Raw genomic sequence first — 20620 nt, 5'->3', positions numbered from 1 at the left:
AGAATTCGTCACGCGATCAACGGGTTGAATCATTGTAGGTCAAACCGGTCCGATTTTCGAGGACTTTAGGACTTTTTTTTAGAACGGAAGGCCGAACTATTCGTAATTCAGGGCCTCGACAGCATCCAGCCGTGCGGCCCGCAGCCCCGGATACAATGCCCCGATCACGCCGCTGATGAGGCCGACGACGACGACCGCTGCCACCACCTGAGGTTCGATCGCGACCGTCAGAGAGGTCCATTTCACCGTCGCCGCTCGCAGCAAGACCGTCGCCAATACTCCGAAAATGACGCCACCGAGACTGATGAGAAGAGCTTCTTTGACGATTGTCAGAGCGATACCGAAACGCGACATACCGAGACTCTTAAGAACGCCGATCTGGCGTGTTCGTTCCGTTACTGTCGTGTACATCGTCAATAGAATGATCAAGGCACTAATGCCGCCGGCGACACCGACAACGACGTCCAGAAAGACATTCAGAGCAGGCACGCCTTGCATGTAGAGTTCCTCAAGCTCGCTCGTCAGGATTATCTGATTATCGGGAAATCTCGCATGCAAGAGGTCGCCCACTTCCTGTGGCGTGCGGCCCGGCTGGACCTTGATCAGGAAGGCCGAAGCCAGATCGTCCGCGCCCAACTGGGCCTGCATCGTTGAGAGAGGTATCTTTACTCGTGCACCCGCGCTTGGTTCATAGGCTCCGACTATCACAAAATCGCGTTCGTATATCTGAAACTTGTCGCCAACCTTCTTTTTTCGTCGTTCGAGCCATGTCGGATCGGTCATCATCTCATCCCGGCCATCGACAAACTTCCGCCCTTCGACCACCTCGAGCCCTGAGATCTCCGCATACTTGTCGAACGGAATACCGTCGATCAGCCGGTTGCCGGTCGTCGTCTCGTTCGCCATGACACTGTTCTGACCTATTGGAACCACAGCCTCGACACCGTCAACCTTCTCAAGGTCAGCACCGAGCGACACGGGCAACCGAAGCACGTCCGCTCCGGTCAGGCCCATGCTGCCTGATGCACGAAACATGATCTCGGCCCCCACATTGGCCTCGCGTGCGGCTCGCTCACGAAGGCTGCCGTTCGCTAGCCCAATCGTAAAAACGATCAGCAACACACCCACGCCTATGCCAAGAACACTCACGACGGTCCGCGCGGGCCGGTGCAGCATATTTGAGAAAACGAGACTGTTCATCTGGTGGGCGAACAACAGATTCGCGCGAATAATTGTTCTTCGGTCGGTTCGGTCAGACTGGGGCTGATTCGCCTTCCTCGACAAGATACGGCGAGACCGCAGGCTTTTCGATGTCTGCTTCGAGAACCTTTGCTATCACGGGAAGACTGAGCGAGCGGGTCTTTTCGATATGCGGCACATCATGCCCTTTTGCATAGACCGCATGGCGGCCGTGTTCCTTGTACCAATCGGCCAAACTCGCCGTCTTGTGCATTTCTTCGATGATCTGCCGCCAGCCGACGCCGGTATTGTATGCGCAGAATGAGACCTCACCCTCCTGCGTGCCGTATGGGATGACGCACATCTCGGTGCGGCGAAAATCGTAGGTAAACAGGTCCTGAAACCACATACCTTCGACGCACAGCACGCGCCAAACATCCTCCTCGGTACGTTCGACCTGCATCCGGTCGTTGCGGTCCGAGTTCGATGTAGTGGACGATGGTTTGAACAGGTTGATGATCTGAGAGATCGGAAATCCCTCGGGCGCACGTGACGCGTCGTAATTGCGCATTATCGCGAGCCCGAGCTGCGCGATTGTCAATTTCTTTCCGCGGGCTGTGTCTGTTATGGTCGCCACGTCCTGGATGAAACGTTCGTAGTTAAAAAACTCAAAGAGCGACCGCATCTCGTTCGTCTTCTTGTTGACAACGATTAGCGTAAAGATGCCGCAGTTCGGATGGCAATTACATGACGACCATCCCCACGGAGCATCAGCTCCCTGAAGCATGTCCATTACGGAGGTGAAAGCTGAATAGCTTGAAAGAGGAAACCAATCCCTGAGCGGCTCGAGCGTGCCTTCGAGCTGACGCTTGAGATCGTGCGTCATTCCCGCGAGCGTATAGCGCTGCTGTGTTCGATCCTTTTCTGAGATATCCTCATCGCGCCCCGTAAAGCTAACCGGCTGAAAGGCGATCGTCTGGACCTTGTCGATATTCTCGGCAGCAAACTTGACGATCGAGCCGATGCCTTCGTTGTTCCACGAATTGACGATCGTGGTAACAAGCGTGACCTTGATACCGACCGAGGCAAGGTTCTCGATGGCCTTTAGCTTGACATCAAACAAATTACCGACGCCACGATGCTTGTTATCCTCTTCGTTTGTGCCGTCAAACTGTAAATAGACGCCGTGCTGGCCCGCAGCTTTCGCAGCCTTACAAAACTCGATATCCTCGGCATAGCGGATACCGTTCGTCGCAGCGAGAATGCGATAGAACCCTACCTTTTTTGCATATGCAACCGCATCCAAAAAGTACGGCGACAAGGTCGGCTCGCCGCCGGAGAACAGGATGATTATCTGACGCCGTGGTTTGAAGGAGACCGCTCGATCAAGTATTGCCTTCGTATCCTCGAAGGTCGGCTCGTGAACATAGCCAACCTGGTTCGCATCCATAAAGCATGGATTGCACATCATGTTGCAGCGATTTGTAAGATCGACGGTGAGGACCGCGCCGCGGCCGAATTTGATATCGCTCGTACCGTGATGGTGAACGTGCGTATCCTCCGCCGCCTTGAAATCTCGCCCGAAGAACAGCTTCTCGATCCGATCAAGAAATCTCGCGTCAGTCGCCAGCACGTCTTCGTACAGGCCATGCGTCGGACATTCCTTTCGCATCAGGATCTGCCCGTTCTCTTCAAAGATCTGAGCCTTGATCTCGCCCGGATGGGCGTCCATCAGAATGTCGAGGGGAATGTCACCGGAAATTACACCGTTGCGAACGGACTTAACGCACGCAGGGCACAGCGAATCTGTTTCGCGTGGAAATCCAAGGGGTGGAGCCGTCCTTTCATGGGACTTGAGGAGTGCTTCGGCAGCCCACGCGGGCTTGATCGACTCTCCCTCGGGAATCGCGCGATTGACGGCCTGAAAAGCCTTCCAGCCGAAGTCTGCGATCTTGGAAACGGCCCGCGACCCAGCCATTCCCTTACCTTTCCCTTCACCCCGCCTGAAGTTGTCGCTGAACATCGCTGCCTCCCCAAAACAACTAACAAGTTTAGCAAACTTCCGGGCAAGACCCCAAAATAGTTTATTGCCGCAACCGAGGTGTTAGATGCCCGGCTTTTTCAGGATCGCGGCAAGAGCCTGCATACGAACGCCATCCTGGCCAAATGAGGCATTGTAGCGGCGGCCGATGTCCTTCCCGAGTTTTCTCATCTTGCTCTTGTCCTGTTTATCGATGGCGGCACGGACGGCTGAGATCTCCGCTCCCGGCAAGGCACGCGAGCGTTCGAGTTGATCAAGATACGCCTTTGCAACGGCCGGGCTATTTGGCCAGTGAAAACGCTGCTGGGTCTGGACATTCAGAGCATCAGCATGGACGGCTTTTGCCGCATCGATCTCATTCTGCGAGAGGTGTTGCGTTGGGGTCAGTTCAAAGATATCCAAGCCGCGTGCGATCTCGGACGAGTAGATTCGTCCGTTGTACCAATAGGCTGACCAGGAACCGCCCATTACGAGCATCTTGTCGTCGATCGGGCCTCGGTCGAAATATGCTATCTCGACCGGTTTTGCCGGATCTGTGAAGTCCATCAGCGATATGCCGCCCTGATACCACGCCTGTATCTTTAGATCACGTCCAGGCACAGGGATGAGCGAACCGTTGTGTGCTACACAGTTTTCGCTGTCGGCCTGAGCCGCCGGCAGTTTATAGTAACCGGCGAAACGCAGCTTGTTGTCCTTAAGATTGAAGACCGCATCGGCTCCCCAGACGTTTGGGTCATTCGCACGACACCGAGCTCCCATACCGCCACCCCACTCATCGGTAAAAACGACCTTTGTACCGTCATTCGAGAAGGCAGCCGAATGCCAGTAGGCGTAGTTCGGGTCATTGACCGCGTCGATCCGTTTGGGATTTGCGGGGTCTTTGATGTCGAGGATTATCCCGTTGCCGGAACAGGCTCCGGCAGCCAGGCCAAGTTCCGGATATGCTGTGATGTCATGGCATTGATCGGTCGGTGTGGGCGTGCCGGTTCCGTGGGTCGCCGCGCTCTTGAGACCGGCGATCTCGCCCGTCCGCGACTCCATGAATATTCTGGGAGCAGAGACGATCTTGGCGGCCTGGGGATTTGCAAGGGGAACCTTGATCACCTCGATACGGAAGAGGGCCGTATCCGGATTCTTGTCCGGTGTGCCGGCGGAGCATCCAGCAAGCTCCTCATCCTGACGGACGAACGATGTGCCGGAAACGTAGATGTAGACGTTTTCCTTGTCTTTAGGATCGGCTACTAATGTATGCGTGTGCGATCCGCGGCATGTTTGGACCGCAGCCACCTGCTTCGGCTTGCGGATGTCGGAGATATCAAATATTCTAACGCCGCGAAAACGATCCTTGCTCGCGGCCGGTAGCCCACCACCCTGTCCGTTGGTCGGCGGAGGCGGTGCGGGAAAGCCCTGCTCACCGCAATCGAGGCGGCCGTTCTGCATCTCGACCGACATGAACATCAAGTTCCCAAATACGGAGACGTCGCCCTGCCCGCCCGGGCAGACCATCGACGTTAGCAGTTTCGCATCGGCCGGATCAGCAATATCGTAAATATTGATGCCGTAGAAATTGCCGACGAATACCCGGCTGCCCTGAAACGCGAGGTCCGAATTCGCAAATGCCAATCCGCCCAGCAGCAATCGCATCCCGACCGGGACCATCGACGGATTGCCGATGCCTAGCGCTCCAAGGGCCGTACCCATTTTCGGCCCTTCGGGATCCAAACCGAGCTGGAAGGCATCAGGCTTTCGTAGCAGCTGCAGATGTTTGATGCCGAATGCGGCCTCGCCTGCGTCAAACAGCCCGGGAGAGAGATTGGTCCGCGGGTCGGTCGCGTCCGAACCTTTCATCCCGGCCGGCAACGGCGGCGCCTTTTGCAGTGCGAACGGATCCGGCGGCGGAGCGGGAGTCGGCGACGGCTGACCGGCCACACCTAACGTGATCAAAAGCGAAAAGCAAAGGACGACGACAAAGCGAACATTCGCGGTTCTATTTACATTCATGGTTCTTATTACGGTTCCTCACCGAGTAATGTTTGCATTCTCTTGATCTCTGCCCGCTGACCGCTGTCAACATCAGTCGCGAAATTGAAGATCTCAGCCTCCTGGCCTGCCCCGGCAGTACCGAAGAGGTCCTGCACCATCACAAGCGCTCCCTCATGATGCTGGATCATGCCCGTCAAAAACAGTCGGTCGAAGGCCGTGCCTTTTGCGTTACTCAGGGCATCCATCTGCTTCGGCGTAAGCATTCCCGGCATCATTATCGGATCGACCTTCATCTCCATACCGGGCATATGATGATGCTCATGTCCGCCGCTGGCAGCTTTCGCCGCCATGGATGTTGGTTTGCCGCGAGCAGCAAGCCAACGTTCCATAAAGCGTATTTCCTCAGCCTGCGAGTGGCTAATACGCGCCCCGAGCAGCTTAAGTTCCTTGTTCGTCGTCCTATCATCTATCAGCGCCGTCATCTCAACGGCCTGAGCATGATGATGGATCATACCCTGCATGAACTCTACGTCCCTCACCGCTACGGGTGCGAGCACCGCACGGGTTGTGGCAGGCAAAACCTTGGTCGGCTGGCCCGGAGCCCCGGGCTGAACGATAAGCGGAGCGGCCCCGCTCTCTTGCGCCACTAGCGAAAGAGCCAAGGATAAGATAACGATCGCTAATCGAATAATTCGAGTCATGATATTCTCATCAAAAATGAACAAATTCCTTGAAGAGGTTCGCAAGAAATTTGACACCCAAGGACATCGTTCCGCTTCGGAGGCCGTCTTTCCATGTATATCGACTGGGATACCAAACCTCAGCGGCGATCACATTTGAGGCATACGTCCCAACCAGCCGCGGAACGCCAATGGCACGCCTACCGTCCGGGCGACGCGCAGTAAATACAGAAACTAGAGCGTTCCCGACTTTGTTCGCAACTCCCTTATTCTTCGTCCGGTAGAATTTGCTGTCCAGTTTTAAGGCCTCATCCAGGCCGTACCGGACGCTGCTGCTGATGGCACGCTTGCCAAAGTTCGACGCCAGGCGCTTGCCGAAACCGTCCCAGTGCGGGCCCCATTCCCGCGGACTGTTGCGCGAGGTGCCCCAGCCGGCTGAGGCCACCATTCGTGCCCAGGCACCGGGACCGATGAGCCCTTTCACAAAACGAGTTCGTCGCGTCTTGGCATCCGGCCTGACATACTTCCCAGCGGCGGGCGGATCGTCGTCCCTAACAGACACATCCGCGACCGCCTTGATAGCCGGCGTAGGCTGTGGAGTCTGTGCGGAAAGAGAGACGACAGACATAACTGAACAGAAGAACATCAGGGCAAACATTCTCATAGTTAGTCGTGCGGCCTTATAGCAACGGCTTTAGGGCCTTATAAACATTATCGGTCATTATACGGGCGCCGGCCGCATTCGGATGAATGCCGTCGGCCTGATTCAATTCCTTCTTAAGGGCGACGCCATCAAGCAGGAACGGCAGGAACTTAACCTTGTGTTCGGCGGCGAGATCGGGAAACACCATCGTAAACTCCCGTTGATACTCTGCTCCCATCGTCGGCGGCGCGAGCATTCCGCAGAGCAGCACGCGAAGGTTCTTGGCCTTTGCCTTTCGTATGATCTGATCGAGATTCTTCCTGATGTTGGCAACCGGTACGCCGCGGAGCAGGTCATTTGCACCCAATTCGAGGATCAATACTGCTGCATTGTCCTGGTCGAAGACCCATTCCGCCCGCTCCAGTCCGCCAATCGTCGTATCACCCGACACACCGGCATTCACAACCTCGTAGGCAAATCCGTCCGCCCTCAGCTTTTCCTGTAACAGGTACGGATATGACTCTCGTTCAGTAAGTCCAAATCCAGCGGTCAAACTATCGCCAAGCGCGATGATCTTCGGCAATTTCGAACGCGGCTCGGGCGTCGTAGGTGTCCTGCCTGCCATGTTTCTTGGTTGAGCTTCCGAGCAGGCGATCAGCGCCACCGCAAAGATCGTGGAACCAAGTATGGCGGATATTCGAATAAGTGAGAGCATCGCAACCAATTAGTTTACGCTATCAGAGACGATTTTGATTCAGAAAGAATGGAGTTTAGTGGCCACGTTTTGGCAAGCTAGAATACAGGCGGCAATTTTCTAGATATATGATCACGTTGAACCAAGTCACCAAGATCGTCCGTTCCGGTACTGAAGACCTTACGATCCTCTCGGATGTATCGATCGACATTGCAGAAGGTCAGTTTGTCGCCGTTACGGGCGCGTCGGGCAGCGGCAAATCAACACTGCTTGGCCTGATCGCGGGGCTTGACTCTCCGACATCGGGGAGCATCTCCGTAGATGAAGACGACATTACCTCGCTCGGTGAGGACACCCTTGCCGGGATACGCGCACGCAAGATCGGCTTTGTCTTCCAGTCTTTCCATCTGATCCCGAGCTTGACGGCATTTGAGAATGTGCTGATCCCGATGGAGATCCTCGGCCTCGATAACGTGCGTGACCGTGCCGCTCGGCTGCTGGATGCAGTAGACCTTTCCAATCGGGGTCACCATTACCCAAATGAGCTCTCAGGAGGCGAGCAGCAGCGCGTTGCAATCGCGAGGGCTTTTGCGAACAGTCCGAAAATACTATTGGCGGATGAGCCGACCGGCAACCTTGATTCAAAGAACGGCCAACATGTATTCGAGCTAATGGAGCAGCTTCACCGTCAGCACAAGGTCACCCTTGTCCTTGTCACCCACGACACCGCCCTTGCTGGGCGGGCTGAACGCCGGATCGCATTGTCTGATGGACGTGTCGTGTTGGACGAACTGAACTAGATGCGATTTATCCTCAACCTCACGCGACGCGAGATCCGATCGTCCTGGCGGCGGCTAATGTTTTTCTTTCTCTGCATCGCCGTGGGCGTCGGTTCGGTCGTGGCCCTGCGCTCAATGATCCAGAATCTAAACAAGGTCGTTGGCGACGACGCACGGACGCTTATGACGGCCGATGTTGAGATAACGTCGACCAACGATTTCTCCCCGATCGAGATCGCAAACATTGAGGCGGTCATCAGCCGTTTCCCGACAATTGAAGCTCGGACAGAGGTGATGACCACTGCGGTTATGGCGCGCCCGACGGATTCGTCGAATCTCGCCCTTGAGTTCGTCGACCTTAAGGGTGTCGCCTCGGGATTTCCTCTTGTCGGTGATTTTCGGCTTTCAGACGGCTCGCCGTTCGGCCTGGATCTTGTAGAGAGCGACGGCGCCGTGATCAGCCGGATCCTTCTCGACGAATTGAAGATCGCGGTAGGAGAGAAGTTGAAGATCGGTGATCGCCAGTTCACGGTCCGCGCAACGTTCGACGAGGAGCCTGGTGGAACCAGCGGGTTTCGCCTGGGGCCTCGTGTTTTCGTTGACATCAAGGCCTTCGAGACGGCCGGAATCTCGCGAACGACCAGCCGCATCCGCCGCCGGATACTGTATCGAACCTTGGACGATCCGACCGAACTGGTCCGGGAGCTTCGCCAAGCTCTTCACGGCACCACCGTTCAGGCGAACTCATATCGCGAACAGCAGGAGAACATGAACGAGCAGTTCGATCGGGCGGAGAATTATCTCTCGCTCACGGGCCTGTTGATCCTCGTTCTGGGCGGTGTCGGTGTATGGAATGTGTCGCGGGCATTCGTCGAGCAGAAACGCAAAACGATCGCCGTGCTCAAATGCCTCGGAGCTTCCGGAAATCGCGTGATAACCATCTATTTACTCCAGATCTGGCTCCTGGGGCTGATCGGAAGCCTGCTCGGCGTCGGTCTGGCACAATGCGGGCTCCTGTTGGCTCAATGGAAATTCAGTGATGCGCTTCCCGCAAAAATGAGCTATGCGGTAACATTCTCGACCGCTTGGCACGGCGTTGTTCTCGGCTTGACGATCTCGATTCTCTTTGCCGCGCTGCCATTACTTCAGATCAGGAACATCAAGCCGAGAATGCTGCTCCGCGACGATAATAACCTCAGCCTCACGCAGCTTAACCTGTCAAAATGGCTTCTCGCTGTGAGTTTTCTCACGGGGCTTCTTGCCTTGGCCATTTGGCAGGCGGGTTCGATCCGCGTGGGATTACTCTTCCTTGCCGGACTTGCGATCACGGGTGGTGCTCTCTACTCTTCGGCAACGATCCTGACAGCGACCCTTAAGCGGGCACGGGTCGTTGGTTCATTCCCGCTACGACAAGCCATAAATTCGCTCCATCGGCCGGGCAATCAGACTCGCGTCGTCCTCATTGCGGTTGGATTAGGCGTACTGGTCGTCCTTACAGTAACGCTGATGCAGGAGAATCTCGTTCGCGAGTTCGACCTGACCCGAAACAGCCGGCTTCCGAGCCTGATCTTCGTCGATGCCCAACGAAGCCAGATAACCGAGGTTGCCCGGATCATAGAGTCCTATACCGGAGAGAAACCCGAACTAGTGCCGACCGTGCGTGCCCGGATCGCGGCTGTCAACGGTGATCCGATCGATTATCAGCAAACCGAGATCAGGCAAAATCAGGGCCAGATCGGGCGCGAGTTTGCCCTCACATACCGGCTCAACCTCGAAGAGAACGAATCGCTCGTAGCGGGCGACTGGTGGAGATCCGGCGAGGCTCCATCGCAGCCGGAGGTTTCTGTGGATGAGCGAATGGCGAAGACGCTGCAGGTTGGGCCCGGTGACACGATGACGTTCGACGTTTCGGGCCGGGCGGTCAGCGCACAGGTTCGAAGCATCCGCAAGATCGATCTGAGAAACGCACGTTCAGCCTTTGTGTTTGTCTTCCGTCCTGGCACATTGGACAAGGCACCCCAGAGTTATGCGGCCACGGTGCTTCAACACGTTCCTGCAACGGAGCGACAGCAGCTTCAGCGCACGGTCGTTGACAGCTTTCCAAATGTTCAGATCATCGATGTCGCCGACGCTCTGGCTACATTCAAGCGTGTGCTCAACAACTTCGTAATGGCGATCTCCTTCGTGGGAAGCTTTGTCCTGTTAGCCGGCATCCTGATCCTGATCGGATCGGTCGCCCTGACGCGCTCCCAGCGCATCTACGAGAATGCGATCCTGAAAACACTAGGCGCGAGCCGATCGACTCTCGCGATGATCCTGGTTTCTGAATACGGTGTGCTTGGAGCGATCGCAGGCCTGATCGCGACCGGATTCGCATACGCTCTTGCTTTCGCGATCTCTCGCTACATGATGAACATCGATTGGGTGTTCGATCCGCTGACCGGGCTTTTGGGTGTTATTGCATCGACCGTGTTGGTCACGTTGGTTGGGACGGCGGCTAGCTTTGACGTTCTGTTTCGCAAGCCGCTCGCGACGCTCCGTTCGCATTGACCACATCAACCAATTTCGTCCTGGAGCACCAATCGCAGGCCCACCTGACCGAGCAGCGTCTCAAGGTAGGCTCCAAACCGGTGAAGGATGGGGACGAGATCGCTGCTCTGTCGGGCAGCTACCACTTCATCTGCAAATCTCTCGAACGTCTCTATGTCCTTGTAGAACAGGAAGCTGACGGCAGAAGCCATAAAACCGTGAAGTTCAGCCTGCATTGTCGATATCTCATCCTTCTCGCTCTTCCGCTCGGCAGCTTGGACGGTCTCCAGCAGCGACGCGAGGCCCTTGCGAAGGGCGACTGAGTTATCACGCTTTTCGCGAAACTCCGGAAACAGGTCATAGATCTCGATCTGCGGGTCAAACTCGCGAGCGAGAGTAGCAAGCATTTGCTGAAAACCATCGTTCAGTAGCGAATAAGCAGTTTCGATCCGGGCATAGATTGCGGTGCAGGCTCGCAACGTCGGCAGCGAGACTAGCTCCTGAGAAAAGACCTTCTTCAGCTCGATCGTTGCCGTGTATGCGGCTGCATCTAGCGAAGCAAAGACCTGGCTGTCGTCACCGGGAAGCCTACTAAGGCGTCGGTCGATACGTTCCGTCAATTCAATGACCTGCTCATTAACGCGGGCAAAGATTACAAGCGTCGGTTTCAGCGGTTCGTCAGCCTTGAGCATTCCTTCGACTACACTCAGCCATCGAAGCACCTTCCCGAAGTCGGGTAGGAGCGCCGCCACGTCGTCGAGACAGGAAACTGCATGGCCTGAACTCGATGCGGCACGCCTTAGTATCGTCGGTAGAAACTGCTCGCCTACGCGTTCAGCTTTTCCTATCACCGAACAAAAAGCCGGTTCGGCTCGAAGCTTCTCGAGCACAGAATTCCGTGCGGCATCTCTCCCGTTCACCTGAGCGTACCGACAGGCAGATGTGATCTGGATACATTCCTGCAAACTCGCATAGAGGCTGGACAAGCCGCTCAAGTCGTTGGGCAACGGCTCACCCGTCGCCACAGATCGACTCAAAATTCGGGCAAGGAGGTGCGTAGACCGTTCGAGGGCCGAGTGGACCAGTTCGATAGCCTTATCGTCAGTCTGTAGCGAGCGCACGGAATCACCTGGGCCGACCATGAACTCCCTCGACGACAGGAAACTCTCGATACCGGAAAGCCACACACCCAGATCAACAACGATCTCGATCTCAACGCCCGGCTGCTCATGCGCCGCACGCCCGTTCCGGCCCACCTCTTGTCCGGCAGGTCGAGCGCGGACGGCTACAGGTTCATCGAGGAGAAGAGAATCCAATACGTGTTTACCTCACAAGGTCAGAAGCACGGACGAAGAGAGAGGGAAAGCCCGCTATATCATTTATATCGCGATTGGCCATACTGTGGCAATAGAAATCTGCTTGCCGTTTCGATGCGGGTTGTCTATTCTGGGGCCAATATGGGCCCATTTCTAACGATCGGAACTCACAATCGCGGCAAACTTTTGGAGATGTCGCAACTCCTGGGCGGGTTGCCGGTCGATATACTCCGGCTACGCGACGATATCCTCGAGATCGAGGAAACTGGTAAGACATTCGCCGAGAACGCGGGCCTTAAGGCCGCAGGTTATGCTCGCCGCGCCGAAGCCTACGTGTTAGCAGATGATTCAGGCCTTGCAGTAGCAGCCTTGGATGGAAGGCCGGGAATAAACTCGGCGCGATACGCCGGAGACAATACACCATTCTCTGAGAAGATGGCTGTCGTGCTGAGCGAACTCGACAGTGCGGACAGCAATGACCGGTGTGCGTGGTTTGTGTGTTCACTCGCATTCGCCTCTCCTGCGGGCGATATCCTTAGCACCGCGGAAGGAGTGTGCGTCGGATCGATAGCCACAGCTCCTAGGGGCAGCGGCGGTTTTGGATACGATCCGATCTTTGTCCCGGACGGCTACGACCTGACTTTCGGCGAACTCAACGGGGCAGAAAAGGCCAAAATCAGCCATCGAGCGCGCGCATGCACAGAAATTATCCCGTTTTTACGGGATTTTTTCGCTGAATTGACTTGACGTCCACGTTTTTCGGGCTTAGAATGCGACACTTGGAACCCGTTTCCAGAGTGAAACACGGGGCGTAGCACAGCTTGGTAGTGCGCACGGTTTGGGACCGTGAGGTCGCAAGTTCGAATCTTGCCGCCCCGACCAGTCAGTAATATGTTGGCTGGTACTCTTTTCCCGCTGTTGTCGGAGCCCTTTTCCGACTGGAAGGTCACTAAGGAAGGTAAGATCACAAGACAAAAATACTGGAGGATATTCAACTATGGCTCGTTTGACACAATCGGAAATCATTAGCCGTCTCGCAGATTCGTGCGGATGTAAGAAATCAGACGTCAAGGCAATGTTCGATGCCTTGGCATCTATGGCCGCCAGCGAGGTACGAACTAATGGCGAATTCACTGTTCCCGGCTTTGGTAAGCTGAAGAAGACCCATCGTAAAGCGCGTGACGGACGCAACCCCGCAACAGGAGCCGTCATCCGCATTCCGGCCAAGACGACGGTTAAGTTCAGTATCGGCAAAGCCATGAAGGACGCGGTGGCATAACCTACAAGATAGTGTTCTGAATACTTGTTTGACCGGCAGATGTTGTGTAATTCTGCCGGTCTTCTTTTGTTTAAAAAAAGGTAGTGACAAAGGCCGTTCCCTCTGATAACATTCAATTACAGTTGAGATCGGGCCGGGAGCGATGTTTTTTGCAGACTCTAGTAGGCTGAGGTCTTGACTTTTATGGCGTCCCGCGTTGGGGCGACTAACACGAAGGAGAAGACAAAGTGGCAGCAGCTAGACCCATGACCTTGCAGGACAGAGTTCTGCAGATCGATCATATTCAGGCTCGACGGTTCTCTAAACTGACCGGCGATGCAGTCGAGATCGCGGCCGAGGGCATCATCAGGCATCTTAGGGCCTGTGCCCGCATGGACGTAAATCCCGACGCATCGGCGGTGAGGGAGATCATCGACGACGCCCTTAACGGCAGACGAGTTTTTGCCGAAACCTCAAACGACCTTTTGGCCGCCTGAAGCAGTACTTACTTTTCTTTGTAATACCAACTGACCGCCCGCGTGGCGGTCTTTTTTTTATGACAGGCGCGGCGTCAGCCTGAAAAGAACGTACTTTCCAAAAGCTTCGCCGGCGTCGCGAAGGTACCATCGGTCGATATTTTCGTAGAAAACATTCGGCTCATTCGGGGCCACCAGATAATCGACCCGAACGGCCCCATTCTGCTCCGGATCGAATTCGCGTGCATACCGCTCGTATCGCATCGCCTCGGCCTCGATCTCTGCGTAGGTAAGCGGCTTTGATTCTGAATTCAGCCGGTCCGTATGCCTTCCCCATCCGAACAGCGCGATCATCGAGACAAAATCGTTGCCATGCTTCATTCCGTCAGCAAGCTGTCGCGGGCTAACGCCCTGATAATACAAGAGTTGGTAATACCTTTCCTTGTTCTCCTGCGTTGTGACGCCTGCAAAGACGTGCTGATGGCGGGCCCACAGGACCGATTGCGGTGCAATCGTCGGGAGGTCATCGGCTTCGGCGATGCCGAGATGAAGGACGACTTTTCGGTAACGTTCAGCGTCGCTCACACCGAGTTCTGCAAGTCGGCGAGCAACCGGCAATGCCTCGTCCCTGATGACATTGACGTCGTCGAGTATCCGTACCGTATAGTGACATTCGACGAATCCCCAACCTGCCGCAGCCAGGGCAACGACAGCGGCGGCAACACGGCCCACGACGCGTCCGGCCAGCCTCGCCCGTCGCCAGATCAAACCGCACGTCAGCACGAGAGCGAGCCCCGCGACATAATTGCCGATAAAGACCTGATAGTGTATTGGCTGCAGCGATCGGCCCGTGATCACTTGTTGATTAAAAACAACGATAACCGCTATGGCGAGAGAGGCAGTAAACAGCACGGAGCGATCGCGCACGTCGAGAAGCCTAAATAACACACAGCCCGCCAGCACAATGAGGACCACGATCGCGATCAGTTCCGGCGGCCGTGTCAGGTCGAGCGCCCGTGTATTGACGACCATCTGAACGTCGTCCATCGTATGCGAACGCTTCGAAAGCAGATACGCATACGGCACCAGTGCCGCGCCACAACCGACCGCCAAAACGACGAGCGATCTAATGTCCTTCCAGCCGCCCTCGGGCCTGACGAGCAGCCATAACAACCCGAGACAGCCAAGCCACGCAACCGCCATCGTCCAGACATAGAAATACGAGAAAACGGTGTAGGCAAAGGCGAGGACGGCCAGTAAGGTAGTGAGATGGTGAGACGCTGAGACGCTCAGAGTCCATTTTTCGCTCATTTCGCGTGTTTCGCGGTTATCTCCAACCAGCTTCCAAACCAACCCGACCAAAATAAAGAACGCCGGGAACGCCATCGCCGGCACGTACCGACGAAAGCCCGGAAAATACGGATACGCGTAGCTTGTATCGAGAATTTCGCCGATCGCGCCTTCGCCCGCGAATATCGCTCCGCCGGCGAGCGTAACGAGGCTTCCTGCCATCGCAAACCAATCGTCGCCCGTGATCTTCCTTACGAGCCAAAAGATCGCTAGAGCCGTCAAAAACGCCGCAACCGCGCCCGAGATCGTCATCGCCCACGTCACGGGCACACCGAGCAGCCTCGCGGGCAGCGCTATCGAATACGGCGCCGCAAACTGTATTGAGAACAACGACTCCGGCTGTGGGTTCTCCGCCGAATCGTCACGGCCCGTATAAGGGTCATTCTTCCTCGGCCGCCCGTCGATCAGGGCCTTGAGATACGCCGCGTATGCGACCTCATCAATGTCGTTATAAGCGTAATGGCCGTTCCACTCTGCCCCGCGAAGATAGATCATCTTCATCTGCGGATACAGCGAAAACACAGCGAGAAACAATCCCGCAACAATGCCAAAACGCCAACGAATCTTCATAACGGACAGTGGAAAGCGGACAATGGAAAATGCTGAAGCAATTGTCCATTCTCCACGCTCAATTGTCCAGAATCGTGTCCGGGTGAGTCATCACGCAGGGGAAACGCTTCATCGCGTCGGAACGCGGGCACCCCTGCCCGCGTGTTGCTAATAGATATTTGAATGCGGATAAAGCGGATCGGGCGGATAAAGACGAATCTGAAAGGCCTATTGCTTATCCGTCCTGATCCGCTCGATCCGCCCGATCCGCGTTCAAAAAATATCCTCGCCACGAGCGGGCAAGGTGCCCGCGTTCCGGCAATCAATTGCCGAAGGCCGACGGCGTCGGTTTGTCGCCATTCTGGCCCCACGGGAAGACGATGAATTGCGAATTTGACGAACGTTTGATGTACCAAGTCCCATCCGAAGGCCGCCATACGCCGATGTCTGCCTTGCCGTCACCGCAGGGTCTGGAAACAGTCACAATTGCGTGGCATAATTTAACAAAGCCTAAAGAGAAGTTCACAATCGCGAATGGAGAACAAACCGCTAAATCGAAGTCTGCACGCCGCCAAGTCGTCCAAGAAAGACGAATTTTATACGCAGGTCGAAACCGTAAACCAGAGAAATAAACGAACCTCGAACCAAGAGAGATCACGGCGGGCGTTGTTCCTTTCCGCGAAGCGGCGGATCCTTCGGTTTTGCCCGTCGATGTGCGGAGCACATCAAATAACTTTAGCTACACATGACGCGAAGCGAAATGTGTAGTCAGAACGCCCAACGGACGTTAGCGTGTGAAACACGCGGCACGAAACGGCAATGCACAATTTCGCGTGTTGCACACGCTGATACGTTATTGAACGCGCCGGTTCTACAGGTTACGCTTCGCTCCACCTGTAGCTAAAGTTATGCTGCGTGCTTCGCACGCTCTGGACGAGAAAAGGATGATTATCAAACAATAAAACATCACGGCCGTTCGTTATACGCCAAGCGGCATATCCTTCGGGGCTTTGCCCGTCGATGTGCGGAGCACATCAAATAACTTTAGCTACACATGACGCGAAGCGAAATGTGTAGTCAGAACGCCCAACGGACGTTAGCGTGTGAAACACGCGGCACGAAACGGCAATGCACAATTTCGCGTGTTACACACGCTCGCGATTCCGGTCGGAAGGTTCTACAGGTTACGCTTCGCTCCACCTGTAGCTAAAGTTGTGATGCGTGCTTCGCACGCAAAAGATAAGACGTACGAAAGATAAGACGGACAAACAGAACCAGAATGTCACACACCAGATTTCTGTATCACATAGTTTTCCGAACCAAAGGCGGCAAGCCGATGATATCGGCGGCGTGGGAAAACGATCTATACAAATATCTGGGCGGCATCGTAAAAGGCTGGAAGGGCGTCCCGATCATTATCAACGGAATGCCCGACCATGTGCATTTGCTCGTCCTGCTCGCTCCGTGCGATTTCGCCGCATTCATGCGTGAGTTGAAAGCATACTCGTCGAAATGGGCAAAACAGCATAACCAGCATTTTGCCTGGCAGCGTCGGTATGGAGCGTTCACGGTTAGTTCTTCGGTTGCCGACAAGGTGCGTGAATATATCAGGAACCAGAAGAAGCATCATTCCAAACGATCATTTGAAGATGAGTATTTGGAACTGTTGGTAAAGCACGGCGTTGAATTCGAGCCTGATTATTTGTGGGATTAATATCGCGTGTTTCACACGCTCAGTTTTTTTGTCATCCGTTTCTACAGGTTACGCTTCGCTTCACCTGTAGCTAAAGTTATGCTGCGTGCTTCGCACGCTTGAGGAATATGAAGCACGCTTGAGGAATATGAACCACGCTTGAGGAATATGAAGCACGCTGGGGGAATTCGTTCGTGGCCCTGCCCTTGATCGCGATCTCATTAACGAGGTAATAAAGCGATGCCCCGCCTGCGAACCAGGATATCATTTTGAACTGGTTTGTCGTTTCCTCAGGTAGCTCTCGACTGTTGACGGGCTTAGGTCGAGGGTGTGGGCTATTTGGGTGGTGGTGCGGCCGGCGGAGTGGAGGATGCGGGCAAAATCGCGCCAGCGGCCGCGAGGGATGCGGTGGCTGGGGCCGAGGTGGTCGCTCTCATTGGACATTCCGGCGTAGGTGAAGCCGAGGAAGGCCGCGTCCGGCGAGACCGGACGGGCCGCCGGTGCGGGAGCGCTTGGCGGGCTGAAGACATATGTCGCCGCTGCGCCGCCGGCCTCGCCGGGGACTTTTTGGACGTGTTTGCCGCGGAGCGGCAGTTCGGGCGGGGCGACGCCGTGCATTTTGCCGAGGCGGAGCGTCCAGACGGTGGTTTCGTCGGCGCGTGTCGGGGCGTTTCGGACCTTGAGGTGCTTGAGGTATCTGATGTCGTGGCCGAGGCGGCTGCCGCCGAGAGCAAAGATCGTGTCGGCAAAATTCGAGAGCATCTTGCTGCCCTGCATGTCGTTGAGGCCGAGGCGGCCGCCCTCGTAACGCTTTGGCGTGTGAGCGAGGATCAGGATCGACAGGCCAAGATCGAGCTTTAGCCGCTTGAGGCCCTTGACCAGGGCGAGCGCGCTGCTCGTATTACCGAGCGACGTGTTGAGCCATGTAATGTTGTCGATGATGACAACGCGGGCCCGCGTGTATTCGATCAGCTCGACTATCGAATCGATCGTGCGGACAGTAAAGCTGCGCCTGTCGCCCGGCGGCGGTTCGGCATAGCCGACGCGGGCACGGATGAAGTTGTCAGAGAAGCGATAATGAACCGTCTCATTCGATAACGGCACGCGTGCGGCGTATCGCTGCTCAAATTGCTTGTCCTCTAACTCAAAATCGAACAGCAACACGCGCTGAGGCTCGGCTTCCATCGAAAACGGCGGTATAGGCGTTCCGGTCGCAATGCTCTCGGCGATCTGGACCGCTAAAACGCTCTTGCCCTTCGCTGTCGCCGCAAAGAGTATCGCCATCTCGCCTTCGTACCACAGGTCGCCGAAAAGCGGACGCGGCTCCGGCTGTTCGCTCGCGTCGTTCAGCCAACTGTTAACCGGCCTTGCCGAGAACACGTTGTCGTGGCGGTAGAAATCCAGATCGGGCAGATGGTCCTCGGAGAGTGCGTGATCGTAATGATAATTGTGCTCGCGCGGCTGTTCCGCGACGTCGGGAGGCTCGACGGCCGGTATTTCTTCAGGCGTCGTTTCACTGGTTGTCTCGACGGGCGGCGGAGCATTGTCGGGCACGTGGTACGGGCAGAACACGTTGAACCCGTAACGTTCTCGAGCCTCGGCCTCCTCGTCAAAATCATCTTTGTAAGGCTGCGGGATGAACTGCACGTGAATTAGTGTTGCATAGATAGCAGACAATTGCAAGTAGCTCTGCGGCACTTTGCGTTGATCGCGCCTTTGCGTCTAGACTGGTCTTTATGGGACTAAAAGAACAAATAATCGCCGATCTGACCGATGCGATGAAAGCGCAGGACGCCGGAAAGCGCGACACGCTGCGGATGGTGAAGGCGGCGTTGATGAATCGGCAGATCGACAAAGGCAGCGAACTGACGGATGAGGAAGTGACAAAGACCCTGCAAACGCTCGTCAAGCAGCGGCGCGATTCGATCGAGCAATATGAAACGGCAGGCCGCGCTGAACTTGCCGAGAAAGAGGCGGCCGAGATCGCCGTGATCGAGGTTTATCTGCCGCAAGCGGCCACAGACGATGAGATCGCAACCGCGGTCGAGGCTGCCGTGGCCGAGACGGGAGCTTCGTCAATGAAAGAAATGGGAGCGGTGATGAAAGCCGCCCTTGCCCACCTCGCCGGCAAGACTGCGGACGGCAAAGCTGTCAGCGAAGCGGTGCGAGCAAAGCTCGGCTAATGCACAAATCACGATGCACAATGCAGGAGGTTCAAACTCCCTTTTTATTGTGCATTGTGCATTTTGCACTGTGCATTAGCCAAAGATATTTCTAACCTTGTCGATAAACGACTGATCTGAGAAATCTGCATCCTCGACCTCAGCGAGTTGTTCGAGCAGGGCCCGCTGTTCCTTGGTTAGCGACTTGGGCGTGACGAGCGTAACGGCGACAAACAGGTCGCCGTGGCCGCGGCCGCCGAGGTTGGGCATTCCCTTGCCCTTGACGCGAAAGACGGTGCCCGTCTGCGTACCGGCCGGCACCTTTAATTCCTCTTCGCCGTCGAGCGTGCGGACCTGTAGGTCAGCACCTAGAGCGGCCTGGGCAAACGTAACGGGAACGGCCGAGTAGAGGTCCGCACCCTGGCGCTCGAATTGCTCGTGCTCCTTGACGTGGAGGACGATAAAAAGGTCGCCCGACGGCCCGCCGCCGACGCCGGCTTCGCCCTCGCCGGTGACACGCAGCCGGCTGCCCGTTTCGACACCGGCCGGTATCTTGATCTCGATCGTTTTCTCTTTTTCGGTGCGGCCCTGGCCCGAGCACTTCGGGCAAGGCGATTTGATGATTTGGCCCTTGCCCCGGCAGTTCGAGCACGTTCGCATCACGCTGAAAAAGCCCTGCTGATACCGCGTCTGCCCGCTGCCGCCGCAGGTCACGCAGTTCTCCGGCTGAGTTCCCTTCTCGGCCCCGGTTCCGGTGCATTCCTCACACGTTTCGAGACGCGGAATGCGGAGCTTCTCGTCCTTGCCCGTCGCCGCTTCTTCAAGCGTGATCTCAAGGTCGTATCGAAGGTCCGAACCGCGCTGAACGGTCGTCCTGCGGCCGCCGCGGCCGCCAAAAATATCGCCGCCAAACCCGAACATCTCGAATATGTCCTCGATATTCGAAAATCCCGGATCAAACCCAAATCCGCCCGCACCCGTCGCCTGATGCCCAAACCGGTCAAACGCCGCACGCTTCTGCGGATCAGACAACACGGCATAAGCCTCGGCTGCCTCCTTGAACTTCTCCTCGGCCGTGTGATCGCCCGGATTCTTGTCCGGATGATACTGCACCGCCAACGCCCGATAAGCGCGCTTGATCTCGGCATCATTCGCCGTCTTAGAAACTCCAAGAACCTCGTAATAATCGCGTTTGCTCATCAATCAAAATCTCAAATGCGCCAGACGATGCGAGATCGAACTGACGCAATTGAGTATTTTATGCAGAAATGGGCCGAGTGGCAAGGCC

The 20620-nt window shown here is 55.9% G+C and carries 18 protein-coding genes and 1 tRNA gene; 8 read left to right on the top strand and 11 right to left on the bottom strand.

Annotation, left to right across the window (positions count from 1 at the left end):
• Positions 1–96: 96 nt before the first annotated feature.
• The 6 genes from IPM59_06740 to IPM59_06715 form a co-directional block, all read right to left on the bottom strand.
• Positions 97–1200, bottom strand: a complete 1104-nt coding sequence (locus IPM59_06740) for an ABC transporter permease (protein MBK9215284.1) — start codon at positions 1198–1200, stop codon at positions 97–99.
• A 52-nt stretch (positions 1201–1252) separates the two neighbouring features.
• A complete protein-coding gene (locus IPM59_06735; GenBank protein ID MBK9215283.1) occupies positions 1253–3202 on the bottom strand; it encodes a radical SAM protein in 1950 nt (649 codons plus the stop codon).
• An 81-nt stretch (positions 3203–3283) separates the two neighbouring features.
• On the bottom strand, positions 3284–5221 hold the full coding sequence (locus IPM59_06730) for a hypothetical protein (protein ID MBK9215282.1): 1938 nt from the start codon (positions 5219–5221) through the stop codon (positions 3284–3286).
• Between the two features lie 8 nt (positions 5222–5229).
• Positions 5230–5904, bottom strand: a complete 675-nt coding sequence (locus IPM59_06725; GenBank protein ID MBK9215281.1) for a DUF305 domain-containing protein — start codon at positions 5902–5904, stop codon at positions 5230–5232.
• A gap of 10 nt (positions 5905–5914) precedes the next feature.
• Entirely contained in the window at positions 5915–6547 is a 633-nt protein-coding gene (locus IPM59_06720) for a hypothetical protein (protein ID MBK9215280.1), read from the bottom strand.
• Positions 6548–6563: 16 nt separating this feature from the next.
• Positions 6564–7151: an arylesterase gene (locus IPM59_06715; protein ID MBK9215279.1), complete on the bottom strand. Its 588-nt coding sequence runs from the start codon at positions 7149–7151 to the stop codon at positions 6564–6566.
• A gap of 197 nt (positions 7152–7348) precedes the next feature.
• Between IPM59_06715 and IPM59_06710 the strand changes: the two genes are divergently transcribed.
• Both IPM59_06710 and IPM59_06705 read left to right on the top strand, forming a co-directional pair.
• The gene (locus tag IPM59_06710; protein MBK9215278.1) at positions 7349–8020 is read left to right on the top strand and encodes an ABC transporter ATP-binding protein; all 672 of its coding nucleotides are present in this window, start codon (positions 7349–7351) and stop codon (positions 8018–8020) included.
• Complete coding sequence (locus tag IPM59_06705; GenBank protein ID MBK9215277.1) at positions 8021–10549, top strand: ABC transporter permease; 2529 nt, start codon at positions 8021–8023, stop codon at positions 10547–10549.
• Positions 10550–10554: 5 nt separating this feature from the next.
• On the opposite strand, the gene IPM59_06700 is transcribed toward IPM59_06705, so the two are convergent.
• Entirely contained in the window at positions 10555–11844 is a 1290-nt protein-coding gene (locus IPM59_06700; protein MBK9215276.1) for a hypothetical protein, read from the bottom strand.
• Positions 11845–11985: 141 nt separating this feature from the next.
• Here IPM59_06700 and rdgB point away from each other — a divergent pair, with 141 nt between their 5' ends.
• The 4 genes from rdgB to IPM59_06680 all read left to right on the top strand — a co-directional run bounded on the left by rdgB (position 11986) and on the right by IPM59_06680 (position 13599).
• Complete coding sequence (rdgB, locus tag IPM59_06695) at positions 11986–12591, top strand: RdgB/HAM1 family non-canonical purine NTP pyrophosphatase (GenBank protein MBK9215275.1); 606 nt, start codon at positions 11986–11988, stop codon at positions 12589–12591.
• A gap of 58 nt (positions 12592–12649) precedes the next feature.
• Positions 12650–12726: transfer RNA gene (locus tag IPM59_06690), tRNA-Pro, on the top strand.
• A gap of 115 nt (positions 12727–12841) precedes the next feature.
• Positions 12842–13123: an HU family DNA-binding protein gene (locus tag IPM59_06685; protein MBK9215274.1), complete on the top strand. Its 282-nt coding sequence runs from the start codon at positions 12842–12844 to the stop codon at positions 13121–13123.
• 227 nt (positions 13124–13350) lie between these two features.
• Positions 13351–13599 carry a hypothetical protein gene (locus IPM59_06680; GenBank protein ID MBK9215273.1) on the top strand — a complete coding sequence of 83 codons (249 nt, stop codon included), beginning with the start codon at positions 13351–13353 and terminating at the stop codon, positions 13597–13599.
• Between the two features lie 57 nt (positions 13600–13656).
• On the opposite strand, the gene IPM59_06675 is transcribed toward IPM59_06680, so the two are convergent.
• Together IPM59_06675 and IPM59_06670 are read right to left on the bottom strand one after the other, a co-directional pair.
• Entirely contained in the window at positions 13657–15498 is a 1842-nt protein-coding gene (locus IPM59_06675; protein MBK9215272.1) for a hypothetical protein, read from the bottom strand.
• 301 nt (positions 15499–15799) lie between these two features.
• A complete protein-coding gene (locus IPM59_06670) occupies positions 15800–15961 on the bottom strand; it encodes a hypothetical protein (GenBank protein ID MBK9215271.1) in 162 nt (53 codons plus the stop codon).
• Positions 15962–16756: 795 nt separating this feature from the next.
• Here IPM59_06670 and IPM59_06665 point away from each other — a divergent pair.
• Entirely contained in the window at positions 16757–17191 is a 435-nt protein-coding gene (locus tag IPM59_06665; protein ID MBK9215270.1) for a transposase, read from the top strand.
• A gap of 243 nt (positions 17192–17434) precedes the next feature.
• Here IPM59_06665 and IPM59_06660 read toward each other — a convergent pair whose 3' ends face one another.
• Positions 17435–18868: an AAA family ATPase gene (locus IPM59_06660; protein MBK9215269.1), complete on the bottom strand. Its 1434-nt coding sequence runs from the start codon at positions 18866–18868 to the stop codon at positions 17435–17437.
• Positions 18869–18906: 38 nt separating this feature from the next.
• Between IPM59_06660 and IPM59_06655 the strand changes: the two genes are divergently transcribed.
• A complete protein-coding gene (locus IPM59_06655) occupies positions 18907–19353 on the top strand; it encodes a GatB/YqeY domain-containing protein (protein MBK9215268.1) in 447 nt (148 codons plus the stop codon).
• Positions 19354–19428: 75 nt separating this feature from the next.
• On the opposite strand, the gene dnaJ is transcribed toward IPM59_06655, so the two are convergent.
• Positions 19429–20532, bottom strand: coding sequence for a molecular chaperone DnaJ (gene dnaJ / locus IPM59_06650; GenBank protein MBK9215267.1), 1104 nt, complete (start codon positions 20530–20532; stop codon positions 19429–19431).
• Positions 20533–20620: the final 88 nt, after the last annotated feature.

It is taken from the genome of Chloracidobacterium sp., assembly GCA_016715795.1.
Taxonomy (GTDB): domain Bacteria; phylum Acidobacteriota; class Blastocatellia; order Pyrinomonadales; family Pyrinomonadaceae; genus OLB17.
Note: the sequence above shows the minus strand (reverse complement) of the source record. Positions and strands in the feature narration are given on the sequence as shown.